General features: G+C 32.1%; 7 protein-coding genes. 2 read left to right on the forward strand and 5 right to left on the reverse strand.

Annotated features, from left to right (window positions below; all coding sequences use genetic code 11):
* Positions 1-383: 383 nt before the first annotated feature.
* From P8K68_RS02255 to P8K68_RS02275, 5 genes are all read right to left on the reverse strand, one after another.
* Positions 384-2,420, reverse strand: a complete 2,037-nt coding sequence (locus P8K68_RS02255; RefSeq protein ID WP_300247776.1) for a putative porin — start codon at positions 2,418-2,420, stop codon at positions 384-386.
* A 159-nt stretch (positions 2,421-2,579) separates the two neighbouring features.
* On the reverse strand, positions 2,580-3,989 hold the full coding sequence (locus P8K68_RS02260; RefSeq protein ID WP_300247778.1) for a DUF4302 domain-containing protein: 1,410 nt from the start codon (positions 3,987-3,989) through the stop codon (positions 2,580-2,582).
* Between the two features lie 20 nt (positions 3,990-4,009).
* On the reverse strand, positions 4,010-4,909 hold the full coding sequence (locus P8K68_RS02265) for a substrate import-associated zinc metallohydrolase lipoprotein (protein ID WP_300247780.1): 900 nt from the start codon (positions 4,907-4,909) through the stop codon (positions 4,010-4,012).
* A 22-nt stretch (positions 4,910-4,931) separates the two neighbouring features.
* On the reverse strand, positions 4,932-6,443 hold the full coding sequence (locus P8K68_RS02270; protein ID WP_300247782.1) for a RagB/SusD family nutrient uptake outer membrane protein: 1,512 nt from the start codon (positions 6,441-6,443) through the stop codon (positions 4,932-4,934).
* 10 nt (positions 6,444-6,453) lie between these two features.
* Positions 6,454-9,816 (reverse strand): SusC/RagA family TonB-linked outer membrane protein, encoded by a 3,363-nt coding sequence (locus tag P8K68_RS02275; protein WP_300247784.1) that lies wholly within the window; start codon positions 9,814-9,816, stop codon positions 6,454-6,456.
* A 254-nt stretch (positions 9,817-10,070) separates the two neighbouring features.
* Here P8K68_RS02275 and P8K68_RS02280 point away from each other — a divergent pair, with 254 nt between their 5' ends.
* Positions 10,071-10,670: a ribonuclease HII gene (locus P8K68_RS02280; protein ID WP_300247786.1), complete on the forward strand. Its 600-nt coding sequence runs from the start codon at positions 10,071-10,073 to the stop codon at positions 10,668-10,670.
* A gap of 31 nt (positions 10,671-10,701) precedes the next feature.
* The gene (locus tag P8K68_RS02285; RefSeq protein ID WP_300247788.1) at positions 10,702-13,134 is read left to right on the forward strand and encodes a ribonuclease HII; all 2,433 of its coding nucleotides are present in this window, start codon (positions 10,702-10,704) and stop codon (positions 13,132-13,134) included.
* Positions 13,135-13,216: the final 82 nt, after the last annotated feature.

The following is a 13,216-nucleotide window of genomic DNA, read 5'->3' on the forward strand; positions in this document are numbered from 1 at the left end:
CAGAAGCTTTGGGAACTTTCTTAGCAACCTGATTTCAGGGCTTATCGCATATAGCTTCTTGCCTAAAAAACCGTCTATTAAATTTCAAACTATAAATTCCAATCAAGTTTGCCTGTTTTAATAATCGAACTCAGGTTATTATGTTTTTTTCTTACTCCATATTAATTGTTATGGGGCCTTTTTAAACTAAATCACTTGAATTAATTTAAAACTTAAATTTGCGGATGATATATAACTGGGACAAAACTAACGCTAACAGAATTGCCCGCGTTAGGGATTGCAATGGATAGCCCACAGCTTTGGCGCCTTAGCGCTGAAGCGAGGACTTGGAATGAAAAGCCCGACCCCTTTTGGGGAACGCCCTAATAATAAAAACTAGTTTTCTATAAGAAGAAATTCCATACTACTCCGAAACGGATTGCTAAATCTCGATATGGGTATGTTGGTGCAGCATAGTAATTGTAGCCTGTAAAGGATGAATTGAAATGTTCGACTTTGAAATATATACGGGTTTGACGGATTTTTGCGTTTAAAAAATAGTCTAAGCGCGGAAAATCTCCAAATTCTCTATCGTTTTGAACATAGAATTCTGCCAATAATGGACTATAGGCATCCATGTAGTATTTGCTAAAGTAATTTAGGGTTACTCCGGTTTGCAAGAAAAGTGCTTTTTTAAACAAATGGCTTGAAAAGTAAAGGGTGTTTCTGGTGTTGATTTTTGGAACGTTTAAGACATTGTTGTGGTCTTGAACGTTTTGATACATTATTGTGTTGTTGATTGCAAATTTACCAAATTTTATCTCGTTCTCGAACTTCGCTCTTAGATAGGTTATTGTTTTATCATTTTGGAACGGGCTTACTTGCAATGTGGCTTCGTCTTGCTTGAAATAGACATAATCGTTTATTGTGGAATAATCTACTGTGATATTTGCTAGTTCTTTATACTTTAGTTTGAAACTAATTTGTTGGGTTTCAATATTATTAAAATTGTTTTGCCAATTATAACTTATATAATCACTTTGATATAGCAATGTATTATAGTTTGGTGCCTTTGAACTATGATTTATGGATGCTGATGCTGAAATATCTTCGTTTATATTAAAAACTGTATTTACTTTAAAGTAATTACCTTCAAAATCTCCTGATATATTGACTCCTAATTCGCCATTTAGACTGAAGCCTTTATATTGCTTACTATACTTACCGCCTACTGCGAAAACACTTCCTTTTAATCTGTTAACAATAGTGTTTCCATTAAGAACTACTAACTTATTGTACCCGTAATTATAATTGGTGTTGTTTAAATTTATCTGAATGTTCCCTAATACGTTATTATAAAAATCTAGTTGCAATTCGTTATAAAAATTCTCAACGGTTGTTTTATCAAATAAATTTTGATTATTAAAAGCTTCTCCAAAGAAACTAGTGTTTACTGATGTTTGGTTATACTGGTAATATTTATCTTCAAAAGACATTACGTGCTTTAGATCAAGTCGGCTTTTTGAAATAGAATCATTTAATGTTTGAGGAAGATACTTCTCTACTACTTTATTAAAAATATTGTAACTCTGGTCTAGATAGAAACGTTTTCCTATTAATATGTTATCTGCATTCTCAAAATTGACATCCAAAATAGGGCGTTCTAAAAACTCATCTTCTCCTGTTTCAAAATTCTCAACACTATCTTCTTGGAGTCCTCCGTTTTCTTCACCAAACAAATCTTGTGTTACAAAATGGGCACGGGCTTGATAACGCTTGTTTTTTGATGTATAATTTGATGTAAACCTGAAATTACCCGTACTTGTTATCATGTGTTGATAATTACCTATAGATCGCATCCCTTTATAAGCTATAGAGAAGTTAAATTGTGGTGATGTATTTACCGTAAAAAAAGAATCGGCTAGTTGACCTTGTTCAAAAGCTGTTCTGTAAAACAATTCGGTAAGTGGTGTTGGAACGCGATAATAATTAATATCCTCGATTTCCATATAATTAAAATGTCTTGCTCTTGCACCAAATTGCGGCATTGAGTTAGTGTTTTGGAAATTATGAGTTAAACTATTATAGGTTTGCCCCAAATTTGAAAAAGGTATTAAACCAAAATTATCTTTTCGGAGATAATTGAATTTATAGTCTTTTCTTATTGTTAACGAGGTGTCAACAAATGTTGTATCTCTATCCTTTGAAATAATTAGGTAGTCTTGGATTTTAGCTTTTTTAACTTTGGAACTTTCTGCGTCTAGTTGATTTGACACACTTTTTTTCTGTTTTTGCCCAATATCACGAACGGCAATACTATCTTGAGTAAGACTGTCAAAAGTATCTGTTTCATTAATCCGTTGAACTTTTTCAGGAATAGTTTGCCCAAAAACAACTGATGAAATACTAATAAAGAATAAGACGTAAACTAACTTTCGCATAAAATTTTAAAACGTTGCAAATGTAAATACAATATATGATAACGAAGTAAAATGGAAAAATTATTTATCGTTGAATAACTTTTTAATTTATTCTATAAAAAAACCCAGAGGATAAAATAAACCTCTGGGCTAAATTATTTTTATTTAATTACCGTTTTTTTAGCCGAAGAACAAGCCATAAACTCTAATTGATGGTTCATTTAGGCTTCTAAAAGTTCCTGACAGATTAGGGAATGAATTTGAATCACTAGAAAAAGTTCCTTGTCTGGTAAACTCTAAACCACTAGAATTTCCTAGAAAATTTATTAGAGGCAATACAGCAGGCTCCAAGAATGTAAAATTTGATGGTCCTAAATAAGTTAAGAATAATGTGCTGTCTGTTATAACTCCTCTCTCAAAACAATAAAACACATTGGCATTTCCAGCGGCTGATGCAAGTTGTAACACTAAAAATGTACCGCAATTATCACTTTCAAAATCTATTATTAATTGGTAGCCTGATACTGTCCATTGAGGACCTATGATTCCCTGAACGGCAAGCTGAACCTGGTCCATTAGCAAATCATGGTTACCACTAGTAAGCGGGTTAGCTCCTAAACTTCTTCTATACAAAAACCCATTTGGTCCCAACTCCTCTAATTCAATAATATCATTAGGGTTTAAAAAGGCTGGTGCAGAGTCAAATAAAATAGTTACTGTACTACCATTAACAGTAGATATGAAGCTATTTGACGGTTCATCATATATAAAATCCACAAAAGCTTCTTCTTCAAATTCGAGAGCTGGACTGATAGTTATCCCTTCTTCTGTGTAGGCAATACCAAAACTTAGCTCATTAATTTCAGTCTCAGAAAATCCGATTGATGTTGAAAAACGTGTAGCCTGATCATAGTTAAACTCATACCTTTCAGTATTTGTAGAATTGCTAATCTGCAAAACATGATTTATTGGTGTTGCAAGGCCTAAAGGCACAGAAATATTTGCAATTTGGCTTCTAATTTTAGTAACGGCAGCAATACTTTCCGTATCAAAATCTGTAAAATTGGTTGGATATAGCACCATCAAACCTGTCTCGCTATTTCTAATATCCCTAAAGGCAATAACGCCATTGTCATTACTAAAATATTGAAAAACGGAAGTTCCAAAAAAGCCAAGACCAGTTGGAAAGCCATTGATAACCTCAGTAACAGCTGTAGGATCTGTTCCCTTTGTAATATGGTTTCTTGTAGTAAACACAAGCTCTGTAGTTGTACCAAGTCTTACCTCATAACTTGAATTCTGAAGGGCAATATCATCATTAAAATCTGAGGTTTGCCTTACGGTGCCATCTGCATTAAATTGCATAAAAGTAGTGAACCCACCTCTTTCGTCATTCTTTGTAAAATACACGGCTTTGTAACCGTTGGTTTGAGATACTAGTAATTGTCTCAATTCATTGATTCCATCATCTACTCTTTCAGAAGGTGTTTGATCAAAAACACTCTGGTTATCATCATCACTGCATGAAGATAACACGAAAAAGGATAAAAATAAAAGTTTAAAAAAACTATTTTTTATTATAAATTTCATATTTATTTTTTAGTCATTAACTATATTTCTAATAAAGCTTGGTAAGTTAGTTCTCGTAATTCATAAAAATTTATATTAAATTTTTCTTGATAATACTCAACTATTAATTGTTCTTTTTGTCTTATGCTAGCTCTGGCTAGTGGGCTTGCAATACCATCAACCAATGCATCCCATTTAGTAGCGGATCGTATTAGCATGTAAGCTATCATTTCAACAAAATCTTCCCTAGGTTGACTTGATGCATATGCTGATATATAACCAAGCTCCCTAGCCTCTTCATTACTTCTGTCTGCCCATGATGACGTGTAATCCGCAGGATTAATAATATCAAAAGCCGGATCATAAGGCTCAATTTGATTTAGAATATGAGCATACTCATGATGAATAGTTTGTAATGGTCCAGTTACAGCAAATTGAACATCAAAATCGTTCGGTATATCTTCTTCATAAACTACAGTCCCAAAATCTAAAAGATCTATGTTAAATAAGGTTATTCTTGCTCCCTGCTCAGCTATACCTAATGTTATTGTGTTTCCTCCTGGATTAAAATTAAAGCCTCCTGAAAATATAAACTCTCTAGGCGCTATAGTTCTAATAAAGTTATCGCCTCCTAGTTGGTTATATGGTTCTATCCATACAGTTTGCAATATTTCAGCAAGCGGTCTAACGTTTCTTTCAAAAGGTGGATGAAGAAATCTATCCACTTCTGTATCATTTATGTCCCATTTATACTGTACGTCAATGTTGTAAGGGCTTACAAAACTTTGTCTTAACCATATATCTAGTTCGTTTAATATTGGCGTAGAAGTATCAATCTGAGATTCTTTTAAGCTAGGTTCACTTTCACAAGCTGTAAACAAATAACTGGTTGCAACTAACAAAAATATAATACCTGATAATTTGTAATATGTATTTTTCATAGATTAAATTTTATAAATATAATTATCTTGGGTTTTCTTCAATATTAAAGGCTTGAGCGTCTGACGGAATTTGTACTGCTCTTCTGTTATCATCTTTTGGCAATGTTAATACATCTATGGTATTCCCATTAACATTAGTAATTCTATGCAAAACTTCTATATTATGTCTTTTTACATCAAACCATCGTAATCCTTCATTGTAAAATATAGATTTCCTCATTGTTAAAATTAAATTGATATAAGGAAGACTATTAGATGGAATTGTATAAAATGGTGTATACTCATTATCATCGGTGAACACAAAATTACCGCTTGGATCCTCAATATCAGCTGCCGTTAAAATATTAGCTCCTGAATACCCTGAAGTTTTTGTTGAAAACATAAGATTTATATCTGAAACAGCGTTATCGTACTGTTGAAGCATGACATAAGCCTCTGCTCTATTTAGTAAAACTTCATCAGTCGTTAAAATCATATAAGTCACAAATGGTAAACCAATACCTGCTGCTTGATTGGTAAATCTAAAATATTCATTATATTTTATTAAAGTTAAACCTACATCACCACCATAGGTAAAAATAGAATAGGCCCATGGCAATCCCAAAGGACTGGTTCCTAATATATCTTGCTGTAAACTTCTAGTTAACTGATATCTTGCTAATCCGGAGAAAGACCCTCTTGCATAAACTGAACTGCCTGCAACTAATAATAAGTTAGACGGATCTACAGGTGCTGAATATTGAAATTGAATTGAACCCCCAGGCAATTGGTCATACAAACCATTAATATCTCTTAATACTGAAGCTTCTGCACCACCAAGAGCCACATTGCTATGATCTATTACTTTTTGCCATTTACCAAAATGTAAATAAAACCGAGATGCAAATGCATTAGCCGCTGCCTCTGTAAAATGAAATGCAGGAACATCATACTCATTTTCAATTAGAGGTAAGCCTTCCTCTAGATCTTGCTCTATTTGATTGTAAACTTCTGCAACAGTCCCTCTATCGTATTCTTTTATCAGAACCGTTTCTGGCTCCGTAACATATGGAATACCCAGATCTATATTTGCCGTATCAGGATTGTATCGTTTAGAAAAAATGCTTACTAACATAAAGTGTGCATATGCTCGACATAAAAGTGCTTCTCCTTTTTGAGCATTGAATTCTTCTCCACCTCCAAATTCTTCAATAGATGCCAATGCTTGGTTCGCATGTGCAATGGCAGCATAGGTATTGTTCCAATAGTTTGTAGGAGTATCTTCATCATCATCGTTCAAATCTCTCCAAAAGTACATTTCTTCGTTTATTCTATTATCTGATCGAGCTGCTGGACCTTTATCGTCAGCATTATCAGACATAGGCTCTAAAAAAGAAACATAACCGGCTTCCGGATAAGCTGCAACTAGTAATTCAGAAATTTTTTCAGGTGAATCTATTTGAGTTCTATTATCTGGTATTTCAGAAAGTACCTCATCACAACTAAAAATTAAAACAAGAAGTAATGATGGTATAAATTTTATATATTTTTTCATTTTTTTTTTTTTAAAAACCAACATTAAGTGTAAAAGTATAAGACCGTGTAATAGGAGAGGCTACACCACCGCTATTAAAAAACTCAGGGTCTTGACCTCCTAATTTATCATCAGAGTATAATAAAAATAAATTTGTCCCCTGTAAATTTAGACGTAACGAGGATAAACCTAAATTTTTAACCGTATTTCCGTCAAAAGTATATCCTAAAGTTATATTTTTCATTCTTACAAAATCACCATCAGCTACTCTTGCTGTTGAGTAGTTGTAGGCATTATAAGCTCTAGTAATACTGGTATTACCAACAGATTGTATCAAAGATTGAGAAGCAATGGCAGGTATATTTGTAATGTTCTCATCACCCGGCCGTTGCCAACGGTCTACAAACTCTCTAGGAAATACGCTTAAATCATTATATGTAGATGAGTAAGAAGGATCTAGGCGAATCTTATTTCCACCGGAGAATGACATAAAAAAGCTAAAATTCCAGTTTTTATATTTAAAATTATTTGCGAGCCCCCCAGTTAATGTTGGTAAAGAAGGCCCTTCATAAACTAAATAATCCAATATATCTTCGGTAGCTTGAAAATCTATTCCAGAAATTGGATCAATAGCCTCCCCAAATTCATCCTGACCTAAATCAAAAGTTGGAACACCAAATTCATTTAAACCATCAAATTTAAAAGAATATAAAGCATTACGTTCAGTACCTATGGCATTTCCGGTACCGTTAACTAAGGCAAAAGCATTAGGTCTTTGTTCTAAATCTGTTATTTCTTGATTGATGAATGAGATATTAAACCCAGAACGCCATTGAAAATTATCAGTACTCACATTTACTGAATTTATTTGAAACTCAATACCTTCAGTTGTCATTTCTGCATTATTTCCCAATTTAGTAAATTGTCCACCAATACCAGAAGTTCTCACTACATCTAATAAATCTTTACCTCTTCGAGAGTACACATCAATAACAGTTTGTAAACGCTCGTTAAAGAAACCAACTTCTAAACCTAAATTTAGCTCACGTGTTTGTTCATATGTAAGTTCAGAGTTTTGTAAATCTTCAATATCAATAAAGTTTTCTCTATCTTCTAAACTAAACCTGTCTGTTATTGAGTTTAAAAACACTGCCCTATTATTACTAGCAGCATCGTTTAATAAACCTGTTACACCGTAACTTGGTCTGAATACTAAACTTGATATGACATTAGAATTCTCAAGAAACTTTTCTTGATGCGCGTTCCAACGGGCACCAACAGAATAGGTTGGCAACCATCTTGAGCTTGAAGATTCTCCAGCTCTATTAGAGCCCTCGTAATTACCCGTAAGACTTAATACATATTTTTGATTAAAATCATAATTAACTTGCATAGCTAATGACACTTCTCGAGAACGTGTATCCTGAGAAAAAAAGTAGTCATCACCTTCCAAAATTGCCTTTCTTAGTATATCTGGGTCTGTGAATATGGCTCCACCTCTATCAAATTGATAACCATATCCGGTGTTTGAGGACGACGTTCTATCTGCATGTCTGTATTCTTGATTAAAATAGACATTAAGATTATGAACATCATTAAAAGTTTTGTCATACTGGAATGAATTCCTAAAAGTAAATGCTGTAAGTGTATTTTTATTTTCTGTTAGTATCCCCCCTACTGGAAGTACCACCCGAGCTAAGGCTATGGGATCATCCGGGTCATTAAATAAAAACGTGTTTGCATCTCTTACTATTTGGTTTTCAGCAGCTCTATAAGCAGACACCCTATTGGAATTAGCTCTTGCAGCATTTTCACCTAAATTTTGTACATATCTTGCAGAACCTAAAAAATTATATTTAAGGTTATCATTTATTTTATATTCTAACTGACCTTGAAATTTAATATCTGTTCTATTAATTTCCAAAGTATTAGTCGCTATTTCGTTAAGTATATTGATAGGTGCCCAATTAGCTCTATAATACTCTAAATCCCCATTCTGGTCTCTCGGTCTAAGTGCTCTACTAGTAGTTAACGAATAATTAAAAGGATTTATATCAAACTCTCTATTAAATGCTCCAAAAAAAGTATCATTTTGTCTTGCTAAAGTTCCTGGCGCATTTTGATTTACAATATTTGCACTTCCTAGTAATGTAAAGATTAATTTATCTTCATTAAAATGGAAAGAATTTCTGAAATTTGCTGTGATACGCCTTACCCTATCAGCAATAGACCAACCACCATCGGTAAAAAAACCTATGGAAGCATATGTTCTAGAAGATTCAGAGCCACTAGAAAAACTAATATTATGGTTTTGAGTTGGTGTCATATTATACAACTCTTTGAACCAATCTGTATTTGCTAGTTCATATTGTTGCAAAAATGACGCTCGTGCTTCTGGGGTATTAGGAATTCCAAAAGCCCCATTAGTTTCGTCAAAAACATTAATGGCATTTGCTCTGATGTTGTAAACACCTCCATTTCGTCCAGACAAAACGTCTGGATATTGCAAAAACCCTTTAGATTCTAACTCTCTATAAACAGAGATAGTTTCTTGAGAATTTAACAAATTATACTGCGCGTATCTAGGTCTATCGCGCATTAAAAAATCACCATTGTAACTAAAGGTTGGAGCTTGATTTTTTCTACCGCCCTTTGTAGTTATAACAATAACTCCATTTTGAGCTCTAGCGCCATATAAAGAGGTGGCAGAAGCATCTTTTAAAATCTCAAAACTTTCAATATCATTGGCGTTTAAACCAGCAATGGCAGAACTTAACAACGTATTCGGGTCACCAGACACCAAATCAGCAAATGATACATTTACAATTTGTTCTTGAATAACACCATCTACAATCCAAATGGGATCAGCATTACCAAGTATGGATGCAGACCCTCTTATTGTAATTCTAGGTGCTGCACCAAATGTTCCTGTTACATTTTGAACACTAACTCCAGCTGCACGACCTTCTAGTGATTGTGTAATATCAGGCAATCCAGCGAGCTCAATATCTTTGGCTTTTACCGATTGTGCTGCTCCAGTAAAGAGCTCCCTTTTCACGTTTTGATACCCTGTTATTACTACAGCATCTAAATTTTCGAGATCTTCATTTAAGGTTAAATTTAAAACGTTACTACTACCTAAAGTAACAAATTTAGTTTCCATACCAATAAAACTAAATTTTAGAATCTCACCTGATTTGGCATTGATAGAAAAATTACCATCAAAATCTGTGACAACACCTCTGCTAGTACCGTCTACAATAATAGTTACACCATTAAGAGGAATTCCTGCGGCGTCTAAAACTGTACCCGTAATTTTGTTTTCTTGAGCATTAGAAAATTGAATTGAAAACACCATTAAAAGTGTAATCAACCCGATCAATTTTAATTTCATACAATAATTATTTGAATTAGTCAGTTACGAATTTCTAAATATTATCTTAAATAACCAAAGAAAAAGCAATAAAAAATATTTAACAGAAATAAGCTTTCAATAAAAAAAATTCGACATGAATGTTAAAAATTTAAATAAAAACCATAAATCAGATAAAAAACATAACATTTTTTGCATTATCATTAATAAACTTATAGAAAAAGCTATGTATGCATAATAAATTAGATTTGAGTAATTATTGATATTTTAGCACCATGCTATTATCAAATCATTCAGGTTTTTTGTTAGAATGCGGAACAGATGAAGCTGGCCGTGGTTGTTTAGCGGGTCCAGTAACTGCTGCTGCTGTTATACTTCCTCAAGATTTTGAGAATTTAATTCTAAATGACTCCAAACAATTAAGTGAAAAGAAAAGAGCCTTTTTAAAACCTATTATTGAGAAACAATCGCTATGTTTTGGCATTGCTCATGTGTTTCAAGAGGAAATTGATAATATTAATATTTTGAATGCATCTATTTTAGCTATGCATCTTTCTATTAATAATTTACATGAAAAACCAAAATTCATCATTGTTGATGGAAACAAATTCAAGCCTTACAAGGATATTCCATTTGAGACTATAATTAAAGGTGATGGTAAATATTTAAGTATTGCTGCTGCTTCTATTTTAGCAAAAACAAACCGAGACTTATATATGGAAAAGATACATGAAGAATTCCCAATGTATAATTGGAAACAAAACAAAGGTTATCCAACAAAAGAACACAGAGCAGCCATAAAAAAATATGGTATCACAAAATACCACAGAAAATCGTTTAGATTATTACCCAACCAATTAAAGTTACACATATAAGTTTTTATCTTTGTAAAAATTAATACAATCCATGAGATTATTTTGTTTTTCCCTCCTACTTATATTTATTTTTGGTTGTTCAAAATCTAATCCAGAACATTCCAATCTTTTAAATTTTGTTCCTAAAAATACCTTTATAATTATTAAAGCCTCTCATAAAGAAAGCTTAAAGAGCAGTATTAACAATAGTGATTTTTTACAACAGATCTCAAAAACAACGATATATGAGAATTTAGAGCAGCAACTAAAACCCCTATCAAACTTAAATCCATCCCATGATATATTAATATGTTTTTCTAAAGATGACAACGATAGTCTTCATTATTCATTTATAACCAAGCTTACAAAAAACTTATTTGTTACAGATTCGTTACCAAACTATACTGAAGAAGTACTTGCTTTTGAAAATAAATCTATCATAAAATCTAAAATAGATAACGACATACTTTATAATGCAATAATTGATAGTACCTTTTTTGCATCTTCTTCTAAAACAATAGTTGATAATGCTTTCGATAACATTAATGAAGACCTAAGACTTAAAAAAATATACAATACTGCAAGTAACGACAAAACATTTTCGATGGTTTTAAAACCTAGTGTTGATTTTAATCCGTCCTTTTTTATTGAAGATTCTCTTACGTTTAATAGGTTCACTGAATATATCGCTATTGATGTTGAGTTGAATCAAAACGACACTTATTTTAATGGCATTACGAAAGCCACTGATTCTACTCAAAGTCTTATTAATATTTTTAAGAACACTATCCCTCAAGTTAATCAAATTCAAGATATTACCCCATCAAATAGCGATGGCTTTATGAGTTTTTCATTTGATGATTTTAAAACTTTTAAAGCTAACTTATCAAAATTCAATAAGACAGATTCCATACCAAATAACACGACACTTTTTGAAGCTATTATTGAAGCTGGGGTTATTTATGAAGATGAAAACCGTGCTATAGTATTAAACTCAACTGATGTTATAGCCACAAGTGATGCGCTTTTGGGAGAACAAACTGTTGCTGATACTTACAGAGAAATTGATATCTATAAATTTAGCGATTCTGCTTTATTTGCTGAAACATTCATGCCCTTAATTAGCGCCAATAACTCCAATTTGTACTTTGTTTTAGACAATTTTTTTGTGTTTGCCAATAATCTTGAAATGCTTCAAAACATTATTGCTAACTACCAAAACAAAACAACGGTAAGCCATACAACTAACTTTAAAGATGTAAAGAAAAAGCTTAGCGATGCGTCATCGTTATTGCAGGTTACAAACGCTTCAACATTAAAGGGTATTTTAAATAAAAATATTGCAAGAAACTCTAATTACTCATTAAACAGCTTCAAAACCTCAGCTATTCAATTTATTTACGACAACAATTTTGCTCACGTTAATGGCATTATTAAAAAGAATAAAACTAGAGCTTCTTTAAATTCGGTTTCAGAAGAATTAAATATTAAGCTTGATAAAGATATTTTAATTACTCCTCAACTTGTTAAAAATCATATTACCAAACAAAAAGAAATTGTTGTTCAAGATATAAATAACAACCTATATTTAATTTCTAATAAAGGAAAAATTCTTTGGAAAAAACAATTACAAGGACCAGTACTAGGGAAAATTGAACAAATTGATATATACAAAAACGGACGATTACAATTAGCATTCGCAACACCTAACCGCATTTATGTTTTAGATAGAAATGGTAAAGAGGTTAGACCATTTTCATTGAAGTTTAATGATGAAATCACGCAACCTCTTGCTGTTTTTGACTATGATAAACGAAAAAATTATCGATTACTAATAACCCAAGGAAAAAATGTTTTAATGTACGATGTTAAAGGAAAAAAGGTAAGGGGTTTTACTTTTAAATCTGCTAATAACACTATTATTTGCCAGCCAAAACATTTTAGAATTGGGAGTAAAGATTACATCACATTAAAAACAAAAAGTAAACTTTATATCCTAGACAGATTAGGAAAAACTAGAGTTAAACCGAAACAATCTTTTTCTTACTCAAACCAACACGTTTTTTTGTACAACAATACCTTTACAACAACTACTGCTGCTGGCGATTTAATTTCAGTAGATTCAAGAGGAAACGTTTCTTCCAGAAACTTAAATCTTTCTAAAAATCATCATATTGAAACGACTAGCAAAACTTTAGTTGCACAAGCCGAAAACAAACTCACTATAAAAAATAAAACTACCGAGTTAGACTTTGGAGATTATTCAAACCCAAAAATTTTCTATATTAATAATAAAATCTATGTTTCTTCAACAGATTTGCAATCCCACAAAATTTATTTATTTGATAGCCAGTCCAAATTACTTCCAAACTTTCCTGTTTATGGAAATTCAACAATAGAACTTGATAATATTGATAAAGACAATAATTTAGAGTTTATAACAAAAGGAGAACCCAATACCATAATTTTATACCAGATTAATTAACCGCAAGATATTATTACTGGCAAAAAAGTTAATAAATAAAATATAAATTTAACTCGTCATTTTTGTTGATAAAAAACTAATC

It is taken from the genome of Algibacter sp., from assembly GCF_029245835.1.
Taxonomy (GTDB): Bacteria; Bacteroidota; Bacteroidia; order Flavobacteriales; family Flavobacteriaceae; genus Algibacter_B.

Coding starts and splice junctions, on each gene's coding strand:
- P8K68_RS02265 (WP_300247780.1), bottom strand. CDS start 4,909: ATGAAAAATACATATTACAAATTATCAGGTATTATATTTTTGTTAGTT.
- P8K68_RS02285 (WP_300247788.1), top strand. CDS start 10,702: ATGAGATTATTTTGTTTTTCCCTCCTACTTATATTTATTTTTGGTTGT.
- P8K68_RS02260 (WP_300247778.1), bottom strand. CDS start 3,989: ATGAAATTTATAATAAAAAATAGTTTTTTTAAACTTTTATTTTTATCC.
- P8K68_RS02255 (WP_300247776.1), bottom strand. CDS start 2,420: ATGCGAAAGTTAGTTTACGTCTTATTCTTTATTAGTATTTCATCAGTT.
- P8K68_RS02275 (WP_300247784.1), bottom strand. CDS start 9,816: ATGAAATTAAAATTGATCGGGTTGATTACACTTTTAATGGTGTTTTCA.
- P8K68_RS02270 (WP_300247782.1), bottom strand. CDS start 6,443: ATGAAAAAATATATAAAATTTATACCATCATTACTTCTTGTTTTAATT.
- P8K68_RS02280 (WP_300247786.1), top strand. CDS start 10,071: ATGCTATTATCAAATCATTCAGGTTTTTTGTTAGAATGCGGAACAGAT.